We start from the raw sequence: 16,421 nt of genomic DNA, 5'->3' as shown, positions 1-16,421 counted from the left end.
CCGGTCACGACCGACCTCACCCCCTCCCCGTTGACCTGACGCTTTCCTTGCTCACTCCCCCACTGTGGCACCCGCCACTGACATCGCAATGCCGGTGGGCCAAGTGCCGGAACGCTTGCGCCGCACCCTAGTTGGGGCTCCACCCCCCGTCAGCCGGATAGGACATCGGTCACCCGATGGAATGGCTTTGGGGAAAGGTGGATGACGGACGGCGAGGATCAGGCCCCGCATACCGAAAACTTCAGGCCCCGGATCCTGAGACGGATCCGGGGCCTGCGGGGTTCATCGAGCGGGACGGTTTCCCACGTTGGTGTGACGCGGGGTTCCCGGGTTGACGCGTGGTGGTGACGCCGGGTGGTGAGCCGGGTGCCGATTCCCGGGCGCCGGGTGCCGGTTCCCGGATGCCGGGATGGCCGGTTACGCGCCTGCCGCCTTCGCGGCGATGTCCGTGCGGTGCTGGGAACCGTCGAGGCGGATGCGGCCGACGGCCGTGTAGGCGCGGTCACGGGCCTCGGTGAGGTCCTTGCCGGTGGCCGTGACGGACAGGACGCGGCCGCCCGCGCTGACGATCGCGTCACCGGCGCGCTTGGTGCCGGCGTGCAGTACGTACGCGTGCGGGGCGTCCTGGGCGGCGACCTCGTCGAGACCGGCGATCGGGTCGCCGGTGCGCGGGGTGCCGGGGTAGTTGTGCGAGGCGACGACCACGGTCACGGCCGCTTCGTCGCTCCAGCGCAGCGGCTCCAGGTGGGCGAGGTTGCCGGTGGCCGCGGCCATCAGGAGACCGGCCAGCGGCGTCTTCAGCCGGGCCAGGACGACCTGGGTCTCGGGGTCGCCGAAGCGGGCGTTGAACTCGATCACGCGCACGCCGCGGGAAGTGATCGCGAGACCGGCGTACAGCAGCCCGGAGAACGGCGTGCCGCGGCGCTTCATCTCGTCCACGGTCGGCTGGAGGACGGTCTGCATCACCTCGTCGACCAGCTTCGGGTCGGCCCAGGGCAGCGGGGAGTACGCCCCCATGCCGCCGGTGTTCGGACCCTCGTCGCCGTCCAGCGCGCGCTTGAAGTCCTGGGCGGGCTGGAGCGGCACGACCGTCTCGCCGTCGGTGACGGCGAACAGGGAGACCTCGGGGCCGTCGAGGTACTCCTCGATGACCACGCGCTCGCAGCCTGCGGCATGAGCCTTGGCGGCCTCGATGTCGTCGGTGACGACGACGCCCTTGCCGGCGGCGAGCCCGTCGTCCTTGACGACGTACGGAGCGCCGAAGGCGTCGAGGGCGGTGGCGACCTCCTCGGGGGTCGTGCAGACGTACGACCGTGCCGTGGGCACCTCGGCCGCCGCCATGACGTCCTTCGCGAAGGCCTTGGAACCCTCGAGCTGAGCGGCCTGGCCGGACGGGCCGAAGACCGGGATGCCGGCCTCGCGGACGGCATCGGCGACACCGGCGACCAGCGGCGCCTCCGGGCCGACGACCACCAGGTCCGCGCCGAGCCGTGTGGCCAGAGCGGTGACGGCCGTGCCGTCCAGGGCGTCGACCTGGTGCAGCTCGGCGACCTCGGCGATGCCGGCGTTGCCGGGGGCGCAGTGCAGCGCGGTGACGTCGGGGTCGTGGGACAGGGAGTGGCACAGGGCGTGTTCGCGGGCGCCGCTGCCGATGACGAGGACCTTCACGGGGGTCAGCCTAACGGGAGGTGGCGGGTTCCCTTTGTGCGGGCTTCCGAGGGGGGTGGGGATGTCGGGTTGGAGGTTCCTACAAGACGGGGTTCCTGGCTGGTCGCAAGGGGTCCGCTCGTCGGTGGGCTCGGTCGGGCGCCTGGGGGTCGGTCAGGTGCCGAGGGATCGGTCGGGTGCCAAGGGATCGTTCGGGCGCCTAGGGCTCGTTCGAGAACTCCTCCACCACCGTCGCCCCCAGCTCCCGGACGATCAGCTCCTGGCCGGAGAGGGCCGACTCGTCGAGGTCGGGATCGTCGTCCTCGGGAATGTCGTCCTCGACGGAGACGGACCGGGGCGCCGGGGCGGAGGGCTGCGGTGCGGGGGCGGTGGACGCGGGGGCCGGGGTGGAACCTCGGGTGGCCGTGCTCGGCTGCTGGGCGGGGGTGGAGGGGGCCGTCGACTGGGACGGGGCTGGGCGCTGGGCCGTCGCCGTACCGCCGCCGGCGTTGTAGCCGCCGCCTCCACCGCCGGTGCTGTAACCGCCACCGCCGCCACCGCCGTAACCACCGGTGCCGCCGCTGTGACCGCCCTGGCCGCCTCCGAATCCGGAAGGGCCGCCCGGTGCCTGCGGCGCGGAGCCGCCGGACGGGTCGACGATCGCCTCGATCTTCCACTGGACGTTGAACTGCTCGCCCAGCGCCTGCCGCAGCACGTCCTCGCTGCCGCTGCTCAGGAAGTTGTCGCGCGCACCGGCGTTGACGAAGCCGAGCTGGAGGGTGGTGCCGTCGAAGCCGGTCACCTGGGCGTTCTGGCTGAGCAGGATCCAGGTGAAGCGACGGCGGTTCTTGACCGCTTCCAGGATGTTCGGCCAGAGCATGCGGGGGTCGAGACCGCCGGGTGCCGGGGCGGGCGCGGCCGGTGCCGGGGCTGTGGGCGCCGGTGGGGGGCTGCTGGGTGTGGGCGCGCTCGGGGCAGGGGGGCTCGCTGCCGGGGGAGTCGAAGCGGGTGGGGGCGGGGATGCGGGTGCGGGTGCGGGTGCGCTCGAGGCCGCCGTGGGCCAGCCGCCGGGGCGACGGCCGCTGCCGGCGGAGGCCGCGGTGGGCCAGGCGCCGGGAGCCGGGGCGGAGGCGGCCGCGGGGGCGGGCGTCTGAGCGGGCGGCGTCTGGGGCGGCTGGGCAGGCTGGGCGTGGGCGGGCTGGGCGTGCCCGCCGTCGGCCGGGCTGCCGGTGGACGCGGGCTCGGCGGGAGCGGCAGGCCCGCTGGGAGAGGGCGTGCCCGTGGCCGCCGGCCGCTGCGCTTCCTGGCCCGCCGCAGCGGGGGTATACGCAGGCCCGCCCGCGGCCGCCGCATGACCGCCACTGCCGCTGCCACCACCGGGGCCCCCGGAGCCGACACCACCCGGCGCTCCCGAGGCCCGGACCGCCGCCCGGGCCGCGGCCGGACCGCCACCCGGCGGAACGGGAGCGGCCGGAGCGGCCGCCGCCCCATGCCCCTCGGGCCCCGGCGCGTACCCCATGGCGGGCATGCCGGCCGGGCCCTGGGAGGAGAAGTTCACACCGCGCTCGATCCGGTCCAGCCGGGCCATGACGGACCGCTCGTCGCCATAGGCGGCGGGGAGCAGGACGCGGGCGCAGATCAGCTCCAGCTGGAGGCGGGGCGAATGGGCTCCGCGCATCTCGGTCAGGCCCTGGTTGACGAGGTCGGCGGCCCGGCTCAGCTCGGCGGCGCCGAAGGTGCCGGCCTGGGCCTGCATGCGTTCGACGACGTCGGCGGGGGCGTCGATGAGCCCCTTCTCGGCCGCGTCCGGGACGGCGGCGAGGATCACCAGGTCGCGCAGCCGCTCCAGCAGGTCGGCGACGAACCGGCGGGGATCGTTCCCGCCCTCGATGACACGGTCGACGACCTCGAAGGCCGCGGCCCCGCCACCCGTGGCGAAGGCCTCGACGACGGAGTCGAGGAGGGAGCCGTCGGTGTATCCGAGCAGGGCGGTCGCCATGGCGTACGTCACACCGTCCGCGGCGGCGCCGGCCAGCAGCTGGTCCATGACGGACATGGAGTCACGCACGGACCCGCCACCGGCGCGCACGACGAGCGGGAGGACGCCGTCCTCGACCGGGATGGCCTCCTTCTGGCACACCTCGGCGAGGTACTCCCGCAAGGTCCCGGGCGGGACGAGCCGGAACGGATAGTGATGGGTCCGCGACCGGATGGTCCCGATGACCTTCTCGGGCTCCGTGGTCGCGAAGATGAACTTGAGATGCTCCGGCGGCTCCTCGACGACCTTCAGCAGCGCGTTGAAGCCGGCCGACGTGACCATGTGGGCCTCGTCGATGATGTAGATCTTGTACCGACTGCGCGCAGGCCCGAAGAAGGCCTTTTCGCGCAGGTCACGGGCGTCGTCCACGCCACCGTGGGAAGCCGCGTCGATCTCGATGACGTCGATGGAACCGGGGCCGTTGCGCGCGAGGTCCTGGCACGACTGGCACTCGCCGCAGGGCGTGGGCGTAGGGCCCTGCTCGCAGTTCAGACACCGCGCCAGGATGCGCGCACTGGTCGTCTTGCCGCAGCCGCGCGGCCCGCTGAACAGGTACGCGTGGTTGACCCGGTTGTTGCGCAGCGCCTGCTGCAAAGGGTCGGTGACGTGCTGCTGCCCGATGACCTCGGCGAAGGTCTCCGGGCGATAGCGGCGGTACAGAGCGAGAGACGACACGCATACGAGGTTATAGGCGCCCACTGACAACCGACCCCGCCACAGGAACCCCAGAACCCCGGACCCTGGAACCCCGGCCCCCTGGAACGCAGACGCCCCCCACGCACCCGCCAGAGCCAACCTACCCTTGCTGCCTTCCGGCCCTGGGGGAGTTCAGTCAGATAGCGCCGCGTGAGGGGCTGCGCCAAGGCTACCTGATGACCGGGGCAGGGAACGAGTTCGCGAGCACTCCTCTCGGTCATGTAATGTTTCCGGCGGAGGATTCGCCTAGAGGCCTAGGGCGCACGCTTGGAAAGCGTGTTGGGGGCAACCCCTCACGAGTTCGAATCTCGTATCCTCCGCCAGTGCCTCACCGGGCACGATGTCGAAGGGCCCCACCGTTCGCGGTGGGGCCCTTCGGCGTTGTCCCGAGCGCGCATACGGGCCGCTCCTCCAGGCTCCCAACCCGTGGTCGCGTCGACCACGACGTCCGGGGCGCCGAGGATGAGGAGGACGGTCGCGGCAGTGTGACGGGCGTCATGGAGGCGGCCGTCGCGCACTCCCGCGTCCCTCAGGAGCCGTTTCCAGGTGTGGAAGTCGGTGTTCGGGCTGAGGGGGCCGCCGGTCGGGGAGGCGAAGACGTAGCCCTTGTCCTCCCAGTCGGCTCCGGCCGCCACCCGTTCCTGGTCCTGCGCCTCCTGGTGCTGGCGGAGCCCGCGTCGCTTGGCCTCTCCGAGGGCGATCCGGATCATGCGGTGCGCGTGGTGGGCGGTGCCGGCGGAGCTTCCGGCTCCTGCATCTTCCGGTAGAAGCGCCCAAGTGCTCCGGCTCCAGCTTGTCGAGCTTGTGAGCGCCCAGGCCGGGCACGAGGTGTACGCGTACGTCGACCTCGTAGCCGTCGTACGTGTTCTCAGAGACGTACGGCTTCGCGATGTTCTCGACCCAGTGCTCAAGCCAGGTCTGGACGGGGTTCCAGTGAGGCTGCGAGCCGCTTCTCAGCGGCGCTGAGGTCCGCTCCGGCGAACACCCGGTGGGCGAGGACGAGCGTGGTTTCGCCGTCCTGCGGGACGGGTGGGGAGGTCTGGGCACGGCGCCATTCGGCGCGGGCGTAGCGGAGGGCGCCGAGGGTGGTGGAGTAGCGGCGGGACTTGGTGGAGAAGTGGCCGCGGAAGCCGAGCATGTGGGCCCAGGCCCGCAGGCGGAGGTCTGCCAGCGGTGCGAACGGCCTTCGATCTCAAGGCCGTTGACGCGCGCGGCGGTGGCGGCCCTGACGGTGTCGGACAGCAGCTCGGCGGACGCCCAAGGCGGGGGCATGGCGCCTCCACCCTCGGGGCCGTCAAGGCGGCTACCTGGCCTTTCCGTTGAGTTTTCGATGGAATGCAACAACTCAACGGAAAGGCCAGTAGGACCTCTTAGCGGAGAACCAAACGAGGGTGCTCAGTACGTGGCTCGCCGTGTGCACTGATCCAGATGCGCAGTCCTAACTGGCGTGGTTTCCTGATATCAGACGCGCCAGCGCTGCAGATGCGGCGAGCGAGCGCGCTTCCGCGACCATACGGCTGAGATATCGCCGTTAGCGGCACCTTCAACAGGCTGGCCAATGGCGATACTGCAACTCTGAATGCCTGCAAGGGGTTCAGATGGAGAGCTCTCACCGTTCAAGTGCTTCGGAAGATGAGGTCATTCCGTGCCAGTAATCCCTAACTTCCCGTCAGACCTGCTCAACCGGCATCATGCCTGGCATGTAGCAGGTGCGCATCCAGGCCTGCCGACGCGGACCATCCAGCCAGGGCTTCCTGGCTCCGGGATAGAGTTCCTGACGTTCCACGAGGGTTACGTCCGCGATTTCCGCAATTGGTATTTCCGTCAACCGTTCGCCGACGAGGCATTGGTGAGGCCCTGGACGGAGATCCCACCTGAGCTCAAGCGGTTTGATGGTGCGGAGGAAGCCTCGCAGGACGTCGAGCGCATCACCAACCAGCCTTTGTCGTTCGCTACGGCCGATGAGCTGGGCATCTTCATCGAGAACGGTGTGCACGCCTTCATGCACAACGCAGCGGCTGACGCGTTCAACGAGCCAGAACTCGCTACTTTCCACTCACCGCACCTCACAGAGTTTTACCAGATTCACGGGCTGGTGCAGCGATGGTGGGACGACTGGAAGCGGGTCACTGGCCAATGGCATCACAATGTGCCGGGCAACGTCTCCGACGTGGCCGTAGCTCCCGGCACCAGCCCCACCAGCTGGTACACCACGCCGGAAAACGTGCAGCACATCGCCTACGTCGGCACCGACCAGAAGATCCACGAACTCTTCTTCTTCATCGGCGGCGACGGCCAATGGCACCACAACGTGCCGGGCAACGTCTCCGACGTGGCAGTAGCCCCCGGCACCAGCCCCACCAGCTGGTACACCACACCAGAAAACGTGCAGCACGCCGCCTACGTCGGCACCGACCAGAAGATCCACGAACTGTTCTTCTTCATCCGGGCGTAACAACGGCTACCAGGCCTGCCGGCGGTGACCGAGTTCGAATCTCGCATCCTCCGCGGCCGCCTGAACAGGCGAAACGAAGGGCCGAGCCACAACTGTGGCTCGGCTCTTCGGAATGGACCGGTTGCGACGGTTGCCGGTGGCCAGGATCCACAAGTTGGGCCTCCTCACCGCAGGCTCGCCGCCTCATGACCCGCCCTACCTCGAAGCGTCATGAGCCGCATGCCCGAATGACAGGGATACGGATAGATGGTATCGATAGCGATAGTATCGCCGTCGATACTATCGCCGTCGGGAGCTTGCCATGCGTCGTTTCATCGGGCGGGACCGCGAGCTGAACGTGCTCGGCAATGCCTTGCAGGGGGTTCGCGATGCCGTCGGGTCAGCGCGACCGGGGCAGTGCATCCTCATGCGGGGAAGACGGCGGGTCGGCAAGTCCAGCCTCGTCGAGGAGTTCCTCCGGCGCACCGAGACGCCGTACCTCTTCTTCACCGCGGCGGGTGGCACAGCGGAGGACGAGCTGCCGGAGCTGCTCGACGCCGTCGCCAGATCCACCCTGCCGGAGCGGGGACTGTTCTCGGAGGAGACCCCAGCGCAGTGGAACGCGGCGTTCAGGCTGCTTGCGGAGATCCTGCCCGACGACAGCCCGAGCGTGGTCGTCATCGACGAGGTTCCGTACCTCATGCACCGTATCGACGCCTTCGAGGGCATGCTCCAGCGAGCATGGGACCGCCTGCTCAGTCGCAAGCCGGTCCTGCTCCTCCTGGTCGGGTCCGACCTGTCGATGATGGAGGCGCTGAACAGCTACGACCGCCCCTTCCACCAGCGCGGCCGCGAGATGACCGTGGGGCCCCTGAACCCGGCCGACATCGCCGAGATGCTCGACCTGCCTCCGGCGGCCGCGTTCGACGCCGCCCTGATCACGGGCGGCCTTCCACTGATCTGCGCCGAGTGGCGGGCCGGAGCCGATGTCTGGGAGTTCCTCCGCGACTCGCTGGACAACCCGATCTCGGCGCTGCTCGTCTCCGCCGAGCGCTCACTGGCAGCGGAGTTTCCACCGCAGGCGATGAGCAGGGAGGTCCTGCGGGCCATCGGGTCCGGGGAGCGAACCTTCACCAACATCGCTCGCGCGGCGGGCGGCATCGCCCACACCACGCTCACCCGAGCCACTGACGTCCTCACCGAGAAAAGGGTCGTGGCCGCCGAACTGCCGCTCTCGCTGAGGCCGTCGAAGGAACGCCGCTACCGGGTGGCCGACCCCTACCTGCGGTTCTGGCTCGCGTTTCTGGATCCGCACATGGCGGAGATCGAGCGGATGCGGGGAGACCTCACCCTGAGCCGGATCAAGGAGCAGTGGACGAGCTGGCGGGGCCGCGCGATCGAGCCCCTGGTCCGGGAATCCCTCGCCCGCCTCCTCCCGGACGGGCCCCTGCCCGCCGCCCCGGCGATCGGCGGGTACTGGACCCGCAACAACGACATCGAAATCGACTTGGTGGGCGCCGACCGGCAGCCGGTGGCCAAGGAGTTGCTCTTTCTCGGCTCGGTCAAGTGGCTGGAGAACTCCGCGTTCGACAGCCACGACCTGGCCGCACTGCAGAAGCACCGGGCAGCGATCACCGACGAGCCGGTACCGCTCGTGGCGGTCTCCCGCAGCGGGGTCGGCTGTTCCGGCCTTCAGGCGGCGTACGGCCCCGAGGCGCTCCTCGGCGCTTGGCCCAGAGCATGAGCAGGAACTGAGCCCTGGTTGCAGTTCCGGGCGACATCCGTCACCCGGGCTGCATCGAGGCACCGTCCCCATGCGTGCGGAAGATCCGGTCGAGGTGATGGCCCAGGACGGTGGCGGCGTACTCCGGGCTGCGCTGACCGACGAGGATGCTCGTGCCCAGTCCCGCGGACATGGCGAGCAGGCTGACTGCCTCCATCCGCGCGTCGAGACCGGGTTCGAGCACATCCGCTTCTTGCGCTTGCCGGAGGAGCTCGGTGACGGCATCTTCGGCGGCGTCGGGCTTCTTGATGAAGGGCTGGGCGGCGAGGGCCTGGTCGTTCACGGACAGGACGGCGTACGAGGTGTAGAGGTAGTGGAAGGTACGACTCTGTTCGTCGGTCGGCAGGGCAGCCATCAGCAGTGCCTCGACCACCGCGCGCGGGCTCGGGTCGCTTCCGGCGACGCGAACGCGGGCGGAGACCCGCTCCCCGAATCTCTCCGCCAGATGCTCCAGACCGAAGAGCAGCAGCTTCTCCTTCGTCTCGAAGTAGTACTGCACGAGCCGCAGTGACACGCCCGCCTCCGCCGCCACGTCGCGCATCCCCACGGTATGCAAACCGCGCCGGCCGGCGACCCGGACGAGCGCCTCGGCGATCTCGGTGCGCCGTTTCGCGTGATCCACCCGCTTGGGCATCGTCCGGTCCTCCACTCGTCCGGCCCCACTGGCGCTTTGATGATACAGCCGTACCAGACTACGTGGTACGTTCGTATCACGAAAACGAACCTGGAGGTGGCCATGCCCGAGACCACTGCCCGCGCCCAGGCCGACGTCGGCCGCTATGTGAGCGGCACCTGGCGTGACCGTTACTTCGCGGCCTGCGACGCCGTCTACGCACTGGGCGCACCAGCCCTCGCGGAACAGGACGTGGAGAGCTCCTTCGGGACGACCTACGTGTACCGTTACGGTCCCGCCGAGCCGTCGGCCCAGTCCCGCACCCCCATCGTCCTGGTCCATGGGGCGGGCTCCTGCTCGGCCATGTGGTACCCGAACACCCCCGACCTCAGCGCCGAGCGCCCTGTCTACGCCCTCGACACGCCCGGGGACCCCGGACGCAGCGTCCAACGAGCCCCGATCCATCAGCCTGAGCACGCCGCCCAGTGGCTCGAGGAAACACTCGCCGGCCTCGGCCTCGACCGGGTCCACCTCGTCGGCACGTCCTACGGCGGCTGGCTTGCCCTGAACCACGCGTACCGCAGTCCGGGCCGCCTCGCCTCGGTCACGCTGCTCGATCCCGGCGGCCTGGAGAAGGTGGGGCTGCGCTTCTTCGTCTGGATCTTCGCCAGCCTCTTTGCGACCTTCGCGCCCAAGGCGCTGCGCCCGCGCCTCGCGGCCTGGCTGGAACAACCGGTCCTCGTCGTGCCGGAACTGCGCACCATGATCAGGACGGCCGTCCGCGCCTACCGCATCCGCCGCCCGGCCCCCCTCCCTCTGTCCGAGGACGAACTGTCCGCCATCCGCACCCCGCTCTACCTGATACTCGGCAAGCGCAGCCTCCTGCTGCACCCCCGACGGCAGGTGGAGCGCGTGCCCCGCCTCGTACCCGGCGCCCGCGCCGAGATCATCTCCGGCACCGGCCACGGCCCGCAGATCGACCACGCGAAGGAGACCAACCGCCGGATGCTGGACTTCATGACCTCCGTGGACACCACCTGCGATTCTCCTGCTCATGAGTGACTCCAGCGGTCTGTGCTTGGGGTCAGGGTTTCGCCTCACCACGCTGCTGGACTCGGCCGCCTACCGCGAAACCGGCGGCACGGCATCGGGGCGGCGGTTCAGCCCCGGCACCGCCCGCCGGGCCCTGGACCGCCGACCGCTTCGACTCACCCGGCATTCGCCACCTTCGCGGTGGGGCCCTTCGGCATATGCGGATGTGGTCTCAGCTGCCGTGAGAGGGTCGGGGCCCGGCGTCGATCTCCGCGATCAGGGCATCGATGCGGGTTTTGATCTCGTCGCGGATGGGGCGGACGGCCTCGACGCCCTTGCCCGCAGGGTCCTCCAGGGCCCAGTCGAGGTATTTCTTGCCGGGGAAGATCGGGCAGGCGTCGCCGCAGCCCATGGTGATGACGTAGTCGGACGCCTGGACGGCCTCGGTGGTGAGGATCTTCGGCTTGGCGGCGGCGATGTCGATGCCGACCTCCCGCATGGCCTCGACCGCGGCGGGGTTGACCCGGTCGCCCGGGACGGAGCCTGCGGAGCGGACCTCGATCCGGTCGCCCGCGAGGTGGTCGAGGAAGCCGGCGGCCATCTGCGAACGCCCGGCGTTGTGGACGCAGACGAACAGTACGGAGGCGAGCGGGCTGGAGGACATCGGTTCTTCCTTCGTCAGCGGATCACTGGCGTGAAAGTATCAGCCTATGCTGACATCAGCCGAAACTGATCTGATCCGGGCCCTGGCCGATCCGCTCAGGCTGCGGATCGTGACCTTGCTCGCGGAAGAGACGCTGTGCACCACCCACCTGGTGGAGGAGACCGGTGCCCGGCAGACCAACCTGTCCAACCATCTGAGAGTGCTGCGCGAGGCCGGGGTCGTCGAGACGGAGCCGTGCGGGCGGTACATGTACTACAAGCTGCGCCCGGACGTCATCGCCCGCCTCGCCGGGCAGTTCGCCGACCTGGCCGAGTCCGCCCGCTCCGCCGCCGGCAAGAAGAGGGCCTGCCCGTGACCCGCACCGACACAGCGGCGACCGTCGAGGAGCCCTCGGTCGTCGCGAAGCTCTCGACGCTCGACCGTTTTCTCGCCGTGTGGATCCTCGCCGCGATGGCCGTCGGCCTGGGGCTGGGGCGCGCCATCCCCGGCCTCGACGACGCTCTGGCCAAGGTCGAGATCGGCGGCGTCTCCCTGCCGATCGCCATCGGCCTGCTGGTCATGATGTACCCGGTCCTGGCCAAGGTCCGCTACGACAAGCTCGACGCCGTCACCGGCGACAAGAGGCTCATGGCCTCTTCGCTCGTCATCAACTGGCTCGTCGGGCCGGCGGTGATGTTCGCGCTGGCCTGGATCTTCCTGCCGGACCTGCCCGAGTACCGCACCGGCCTGATCATCGTCGGGCTCGCCCGCTGCATCGCGATGGTCATCATCTGGAACGACCTCGCCTGCGGTGACCGCGAGGCCGCCGCCGTGCTCGTCGCGCTGAACTCGGTCTTCCAGGTGGTGGCGTTCGGCCTGCTGGGCTGGCTCTACCTCGATCTGCTGCCCGGCTGGCTGGGCCTGGGCGACGGGGACCGGCTGGACATCTCCATGGGGAAGATCGCCCTGAACGTCGTCATCTTCCTCGGCGTCCCGCTGCTGGCCGGCTTCCTCACCCGTCGCGTCGGTGAGCGGAAGCTCGGCCGGGCGAAGTACGAGAACAGCTTCCTCCCCGCGATCGGGCCGTGGGCGCTGTACGGGCTGCTCTTCACGATCGTCATCCTCTTCGCCCTCCAGGGGAAGACGATCACCTCGCAGCCGCTCGACGTGGCCCGTATCGCGCTGCCGCTACTGATGTACTTCGCGGTGATGTGGTGCGGCACCTTCGCCCTCGGCAAGGTCATCGGCCTCCCCTACGACCGCACCGCGACCCTCGCCTTCACCGCGGCCGGCAACAACTTCGAGCTGGCCATCGCGGTCGCCATCGCCACCTTCGGCGTGACCTCCGGTCAGGCGCTGTCGGGCGTGGTCGGGCCGCTGATCGAGGTGCCGGTCCTGGTGGCGCTCGTGTACGTGTCGCTGGCCTGGAGGCGGAACTTCGGCGCCAGGCGTTCCGTCTGATCCCGTTTCCGGTGGTGGGTCAGGCTGCGGCCGCAGGGATGGTCAGCAGCTTGCCCATCGCGGACAGCACGGACGGCTCGACGCGGTAGTAGACCCAGGTTCCGCGCCGCTCGGAGGTCAGCAGGCCGGCCTCCTTCAGCTTCTTCAGGTGGTGCGAGACGGTCGGCTGCGAGACGCCGACGTCGGAGATGTCGCACACGCACGCCTCGCCGCCCGCGTGCGAGGCCACCGCCGAGAACAGCCGCAGCCGCACCGGGTCCCCCAGGGCCTTGAACATCCGCGCGGCCGTTTCCGCCTCCTCCGCGGTGAACGGACGCTCGGTGAGGGGCGGGCAGCACGGCGCCACGGCCTCGGGGGCCTGGGCGACCTCGGCGACCTCGGGGGCCAGCAGCGGCAGCACTCGCGTGTTCGACATGCATCTATGTTGACATGCGTCGAACCAAAGAGGCCAGAGCCTTGATTCGATATATGTCTATGTTGACGGCCGTCGAATCAGGTGGGACGCTGGCAGCACAAGCCATCGACAGACGTCGAATCAAAGGGGAATCTCGTGTCCGTGCCGAGCGACAGCGTGCCCACTGGCCAGCTGCCCGTCGTGGTCATCGGAGCCGGGCCGGTCGGCCTTGCCGCCGCCGCCCGTCTCATCGAGCGGGACATCGAACCGCTGGTCCTGGAAGCCGGGCCGTCGGCCGGCACGGCCGTGCGCGAGTGGGCGCACGTGCGGCTGTTCTCGACCTGGCCGGAGGTCATCGACCCGGCCGCGGAGAAGCTCCTCGCCCCGACCGGCTGGACCCGTCCTGACAGCTCCACGTATCCCACCGGCGGAGACTGGGCCGAGCACTACCTCCAGCCCCTCGCCGACGTCCTCGGCGACAAGGTCCGCTACGGCGCCACCGTCACCGGCGTCGCCCGCGCCGGACGCGACCTCATCGTCGACTCCGGCCGCGACGAGCAGCCCTTCGCCGTGCACATCCTGTCGGCCGGCGGCCGCGAGGAACGGATCAGCGCCCGCGCGGTCGTCGACGCCTCGGGCACGTGGTCCACCCCCGGCCCGCTGGGCGCCGACGGGCTGCCCGCCCTCGGCGAGAGGGCAGCCGCCGGCCACGTCTCCTACCGCGTCCCCGACCTGGGCGACCCGGTCGTCCGCGCCCGGTACGCGGGCAGGCGCACCGCCGTCGTCGGCTCCGGAGCCTCCGCCTTCACCGCGCTCGCCGCCCTCGCCGACCTGGCGCAGCAGGAGCCGGGCACCCACGCGGTGTGGGTCCTGCGCCGCGGTATCACCGGCTCCACGTTCGGCGGCGGCGAGGCCGACGAGTTGCCCGCTCGTGGCGCCCTCGGCCTGCGTGCCAAGGCCGCGGTGGAGGAAGGCCACGCGAGCGCGGTCACCGGGTTCCGTACGCAGGCCGTCGAGCGGGACGGTGACCGGCTGGTCCTGGTCGCCGAGGACGGGCGCCGCCTGGATCCGGTCGACGAGGTGATCGTCCTGACCGGTCTCCGCCCGGACCTGTCCTTCCTCTCCGAGCTCCGCCTGGGCCTGGACGACCGTCTCCAGGCGCCCACCGCCCTGGCCCCGCTCATCGACCCCAACGTCCACTCCTGCGGCACCGTCTACCCGCACGGCGTGAACGAGCTCTCCCACCCGGAGGATGGCGTCTACCTGGTCGGCATGAAGTCCTACGGCCGCGCCCCCACGTTCCTCGCGATGACCGGCTACGAGCAGGTCCGCTCCGTCACCGCCGCGCTCGCCGGTGACCGTGAGGCCGCCGAGCGGGTCGAGCTGACCGTGCCCGAGACGGGTGTGTGCGGCGGGGCCGGGTTGTTCGACGAGCCCGGCACGGCCGCCGCCGAGGACGGAGGCTGCTGCGCCGCCCCGGCCACGTTGCAGATCGGCACCGGCGCCCCGGCCACCCCTTCCGGCGGCTGCTGAACTCCCCCATCCCTTCAGGAGGTTCGTCATGACGTCCCGTGTCCAACTCGCCCTCTGTGTCCCCGATCTCGCCGAGTCCGTGGCCTTCTACACGAAGCTCTTCGGCACCGAGCCCGCCAAACTCCGCGACGGCTACGCCAACTTCGCCATCGCCGAGCCCCCGCTGAAGCTCGTTCTCCTCGAAGGCGCCGCGGGTGAGACGACCCGCCTGGACCATCTCGGCGTCGAGGTCGGGACGGCCGAGGCGGTGCACGCCGCCACCGCACGTCTGGGCGAGGCGGGCCTGACCACCGACGTGGAGAACGACACGACCTGTTGCTACGCCGTCCAGGACAAGGTCTGGGTCCACGGCCCCGGCCGGGAACCCTGGGAGGTGTACGTCGTCAAGGCCGACGCCGACTCCCTGGCCAAGCAGCGGGGCAGTGCCCGCTGCACCGATCCGGCCCCGGCCGGAACCGGCGCCGGGGAACCGGCCGCCGCGGGCGGCTGCTGCTGATCCGCCGGCGCCGTGATCGGGGCGGGGTCAGGTGCAGCAAGCGCAGCCCGGGCGGCAGTCGCACGCTCCGTCCGCGTCCGCGTCCGCGTCCGTGTCAGCGCCGGCGACCGGGGTCGTCGTCGCCGAGGGCGCACAGCAGCCCTTGCCCTGCCAGGCGTCGCGGCCCTCCTTGACGGCGATGGCCGCGATGACGAGGGCGGCGATGGGGTCGGCCCACGACCAGCCCAGGGTGGCGTTGAGGACCAGGCCGGCCAGCAGCACGGCCGAGAGGTACGTACACAGCAGCGTCTGCTGGGAGTCGGCGACCGCGCTGGCCGAGCCGAGTTCACGGCCCGCGCGGCGTTGCGCCGCCGACAGGAACGGCATGACCGCGAGGGAGAGAGCGGCGAGCACGATGCCGGGAACGGAACGCTCCGCCTCCCCCGCCCCCGCCCCGGTCAGCGCGCGGACGGCGTCGAGACCGACGTAGGCGGCGAGTGCGAAGAACGACACGGCGATGATCCGCAGGGTCGCCTTCTCCCGGGCCTCGCGCACGGCGTGCTCGCGGGCGGAGAACTGCCAGGCCACCGCGGCGGCGGAGGAGACCTCGATGACCGAGTCCAGGCCGAAGCCGATCAGGGCGGTGGAGGAGGCGAGGGTGCCGGCGGTGATCGCGACGACCGCCTCGACGAGGTTGTAGGTGATCGTCGCGGCGACCAGCAGCCGTATCCGGCGGGCGAGCACGTCTCGGCGGGCCGGGGAGGGACCGAGGGACAGCGCGGTCATCAGCAGCAGCCCTTGTCGTCGGCCTCGGCGCAGGTGCGGTCGGTCTCGACGGCCACCACGGCCGCGCGCAGGTCGTCCAGCGCGTGACCGAGACGCTCGTCGGCCAGTTCGTAGCGGGTGCGGCGGCCGTCGGGCACGGTGACGACCAGTCCGCAGTCGCGCAGGCACGCGAGGTGGTTGGAGAGCCGGGTGCGCGAGATGCCGAGGGTGTCGGCGAGATCGGCCGGATAGGCCGGGGCCTCGCGCAGCGCGAGCAGGATGCGGCAGCGGATCGGATCGGCGAGCGCGCGGCCGAACCGGGCCAGCACTTCGATGTCGGGGGCAACAGTCAGCACGGCGCGAGAGTACATCGATTCCTGAATTCAGGAAACCTTGGATCATTGACCGGCCGGGTCCCGTGACAGCCGGTGCGTCGGCTCGCGGCCGGGTCAGTCCTCGGTGCCGTCCGACCCGCGCGGCCAGATCGCGAGGGCGATCAGGACCGCCGCCCACACCGCCAGCGGCGTGACCGGCCAGTAGCGGGTCAGTTCGCCCCGCTGGGCGCAGCGGGCGGCCCAGACGGCGGAGAGGATCACCGCTCCCCCCAGCCAGTAGCGCCATTCGGTCAGCCAGTCGTGGAGGTCTGTGCGGTTCCGGTCGGCGCGGGTGGGCGCGAGGGTGGGCAAGTCGGCTGTCAGGGCGGCCAGTTCGGTGGTCGTGCGGGCCTGGAGGGCCCGTTGGGCGCGGACCTCGTGTTCGGGGGGATCGAGCCTGCCCTCGGCCAGCGCCGCGGCCAGTACGGCGAGCGCCTTGTCCCTGTCGCTGTCCGAGACCCGCAGCGCGGGCGGGGCGGCGGGCTCGTGCCGGTCGTCCATCATTGTCCCCTCTCGGGCACCGTGGGGCACCC

Annotated in this window: 15 protein-coding genes, 1 tRNA gene, 1 other RNA gene and 2 pseudogenes; 8 read left to right on the top strand and 11 right to left on the bottom strand. The window is 70.6% G+C overall.

Features of this window, described 5'->3' with window-relative positions:
• Positions 1-417: 417 nt before the first annotated feature.
• From purD to ffs, 3 genes are all read right to left on the bottom strand, one after another.
• Complete coding sequence (gene purD, locus AC07F0_RS33110; protein WP_478983647.1) at positions 418-1,668, bottom strand: phosphoribosylamine--glycine ligase; 1,251 nt, start codon at positions 1,666-1,668, stop codon at positions 418-420.
• Between the two features lie 199 nt (positions 1,669-1,867).
• Positions 1,868-4,360: a DNA polymerase III subunit gamma and tau gene (locus AC07F0_RS33105; RefSeq protein WP_478983646.1), complete on the bottom strand. Its 2,493-nt coding sequence runs from the start codon at positions 4,358-4,360 to the stop codon at positions 1,868-1,870.
• 88 nt (positions 4,361-4,448) lie between these two features.
• Positions 4,449-4,543, bottom strand: an RNA gene (gene ffs / locus AC07F0_RS33100) — signal recognition particle sRNA small type.
• A 73-nt stretch (positions 4,544-4,616) separates the two neighbouring features.
• Here ffs and AC07F0_RS33095 point away from each other — a divergent pair.
• Positions 4,617-4,704: transfer RNA gene (locus AC07F0_RS33095), tRNA-Ser, on the top strand.
• Positions 4,705-4,767: 63 nt separating this feature from the next.
• On the opposite strand, the pseudogene AC07F0_RS33090 reads toward AC07F0_RS33095, so the two are convergent.
• Both AC07F0_RS33090 and AC07F0_RS33085 read right to left on the bottom strand, forming a co-directional pair.
• A pseudogene (locus AC07F0_RS33090) lies at positions 4,768-5,425 on the bottom strand (tyrosine-type recombinase/integrase); the annotation flags it as partial.
• A pseudogene (locus AC07F0_RS33085) lies at positions 5,376-5,519 on the bottom strand (replication initiator); the annotation flags it as partial. The pseudogenes AC07F0_RS33085 and AC07F0_RS33090, both read right to left, overlap by 50 nt.
• Positions 5,520-6,026: 507 nt before the next feature.
• Between AC07F0_RS33085 and AC07F0_RS33080 the strand changes: the two are divergent.
• Both AC07F0_RS33080 and AC07F0_RS33075 read left to right on the top strand, forming a co-directional pair.
• Positions 6,027-6,836: a hypothetical protein gene (locus AC07F0_RS33080; RefSeq protein WP_478983645.1), complete on the top strand. Its 810-nt coding sequence runs from the start codon at positions 6,027-6,029 to the stop codon at positions 6,834-6,836.
• A 301-nt stretch (positions 6,837-7,137) separates the two neighbouring features.
• A complete protein-coding gene (locus tag AC07F0_RS33075; protein WP_478983644.1) occupies positions 7,138-8,559 on the top strand; it encodes an ATP-binding protein in 1,422 nt (473 codons plus the stop codon).
• Between the two features lie 40 nt (positions 8,560-8,599).
• Here the strand turns inward: AC07F0_RS33075 and AC07F0_RS33070 are convergent, their stop codons facing one another.
• Complete coding sequence (locus AC07F0_RS33070; RefSeq protein WP_478983643.1) at positions 8,600-9,232, bottom strand: TetR/AcrR family transcriptional regulator; 633 nt, start codon at positions 9,230-9,232, stop codon at positions 8,600-8,602.
• A gap of 102 nt (positions 9,233-9,334) precedes the next feature.
• Here AC07F0_RS33070 and AC07F0_RS33065 point away from each other — a divergent pair, with 102 nt between their 5' ends.
• Positions 9,335-10,273 carry an alpha/beta fold hydrolase gene (locus tag AC07F0_RS33065; protein ID WP_478983642.1) on the top strand — a complete coding sequence of 313 codons (939 nt, stop codon included), beginning with the start codon at positions 9,335-9,337 and terminating at the stop codon, positions 10,271-10,273.
• 202 nt (positions 10,274-10,475) lie between these two features.
• Here the strand turns inward: AC07F0_RS33065 and AC07F0_RS33060 are convergent, their stop codons facing one another.
• Positions 10,476-10,907: an arsenate reductase ArsC gene (locus AC07F0_RS33060; RefSeq protein ID WP_478983641.1), complete on the bottom strand. Its 432-nt coding sequence runs from the start codon at positions 10,905-10,907 to the stop codon at positions 10,476-10,478.
• A 46-nt stretch (positions 10,908-10,953) separates the two neighbouring features.
• On the opposite strand from AC07F0_RS33060, the gene AC07F0_RS33055 reads away from it, so the two are divergent.
• Positions 10,954-11,262 (top strand): ArsR/SmtB family transcription factor, encoded by a 309-nt coding sequence (locus AC07F0_RS33055; protein ID WP_478983640.1) that lies wholly within the window; start codon positions 10,954-10,956, stop codon positions 11,260-11,262.
• Positions 11,259-12,347, top strand: a complete 1,089-nt coding sequence (gene arsB, locus AC07F0_RS33050; RefSeq protein WP_478983639.1) for an ACR3 family arsenite efflux transporter — start codon at positions 11,259-11,261, stop codon at positions 12,345-12,347. The genes AC07F0_RS33055 and arsB overlap by 4 nt, the downstream gene beginning before the upstream one ends.
• 19 nt (positions 12,348-12,366) lie before the next feature.
• On the opposite strand, the gene AC07F0_RS33045 is transcribed toward arsB, so the two are convergent.
• Positions 12,367-12,762: an ArsR/SmtB family transcription factor gene (locus AC07F0_RS33045; RefSeq protein ID WP_478983638.1), complete on the bottom strand. Its 396-nt coding sequence runs from the start codon at positions 12,760-12,762 to the stop codon at positions 12,367-12,369.
• A 135-nt stretch (positions 12,763-12,897) separates the two neighbouring features.
• Between AC07F0_RS33045 and AC07F0_RS33040 the strand changes: the two genes are divergently transcribed.
• Positions 12,898-14,274 (top strand): NAD(P)-binding domain-containing protein, encoded by a 1,377-nt coding sequence (locus tag AC07F0_RS33040; RefSeq protein ID WP_478983637.1) that lies wholly within the window; start codon positions 12,898-12,900, stop codon positions 14,272-14,274.
• Positions 14,275-14,302: 28 nt separating this feature from the next.
• Complete coding sequence (locus AC07F0_RS33035) at positions 14,303-14,770, top strand: ArsI/CadI family heavy metal resistance metalloenzyme (RefSeq protein WP_478983636.1); 468 nt, start codon at positions 14,303-14,305, stop codon at positions 14,768-14,770.
• A gap of 27 nt (positions 14,771-14,797) precedes the next feature.
• Here AC07F0_RS33035 and AC07F0_RS33030 read toward each other — a convergent pair whose 3' ends face one another.
• From AC07F0_RS33030 to AC07F0_RS33020, 3 genes are all read right to left on the bottom strand, one after another.
• Positions 14,798-15,535 carry a cation efflux transmembrane domain-containing protein gene (locus AC07F0_RS33030; protein ID WP_478983635.1) on the bottom strand — a complete coding sequence of 246 codons (738 nt, stop codon included), beginning with the start codon at positions 15,533-15,535 and terminating at the stop codon, positions 14,798-14,800.
• The gene (locus AC07F0_RS33025) at positions 15,535-15,870 is read right to left on the bottom strand and encodes an ArsR/SmtB family transcription factor (RefSeq protein WP_274817472.1); all 336 of its coding nucleotides are present in this window, start codon (positions 15,868-15,870) and stop codon (positions 15,535-15,537) included. Before AC07F0_RS33025 ends, AC07F0_RS33030 begins: the two co-directional genes overlap by 1 nt.
• Before the next feature lie 93 nt (positions 15,871-15,963).
• Positions 15,964-16,389, bottom strand: a complete 426-nt coding sequence (locus AC07F0_RS33020; RefSeq protein WP_478983634.1) for a DUF1707 SHOCT-like domain-containing protein — start codon at positions 16,387-16,389, stop codon at positions 15,964-15,966.
• Between the last annotated feature and the right edge of the window lie 32 nt (positions 16,390-16,421).

It is taken from the genome of Streptomyces sp. NPDC045955, assembly GCF_056430805.1.
The sequence above is the reverse complement of the archived record's forward strand: the minus strand, read 5'-3'. Positions and strand labels throughout refer to the sequence as shown.

Excerpts from the sequence above, each read along its gene's own strand:
- AC07F0_RS33060 (WP_478983641.1), bottom strand. The coding sequence starts at position 10,907 with ATGTCCTCCAGCCCGCTCGCCTCCGTACTGTTCGTCTGCGTCCACAAC.
- AC07F0_RS33070 (WP_478983643.1), bottom strand. The coding sequence starts at position 9,232 with ATGCCCAAGCGGGTGGATCACGCGAAACGGCGCACCGAGATCGCCGAG.
- AC07F0_RS33045 (WP_478983638.1), bottom strand. The coding sequence starts at position 12,762 with ATGTCGAACACGCGAGTGCTGCCGCTGCTGGCCCCCGAGGTCGCCGAG.
- AC07F0_RS33030 (WP_478983635.1), bottom strand. The coding sequence starts at position 15,535 with ATGACCGCGCTGTCCCTCGGTCCCTCCCCGGCCCGCCGAGACGTGCTC.
- AC07F0_RS33035 (WP_478983636.1), top strand. The coding sequence starts at position 14,303 with ATGACGTCCCGTGTCCAACTCGCCCTCTGTGTCCCCGATCTCGCCGAG.
- AC07F0_RS33065 (WP_478983642.1), top strand. The coding sequence starts at position 9,335 with ATGCCCGAGACCACTGCCCGCGCCCAGGCCGACGTCGGCCGCTATGTG.
- AC07F0_RS33075 (WP_478983644.1), top strand. The coding sequence starts at position 7,138 with ATGCGTCGTTTCATCGGGCGGGACCGCGAGCTGAACGTGCTCGGCAAT.
- AC07F0_RS33055 (WP_478983640.1), top strand. The coding sequence starts at position 10,954 with ATGCTGACATCAGCCGAAACTGATCTGATCCGGGCCCTGGCCGATCCG.
- AC07F0_RS33020 (WP_478983634.1), bottom strand. The coding sequence starts at position 16,389 with ATGGACGACCGGCACGAGCCCGCCGCCCCGCCCGCGCTGCGGGTCTCG.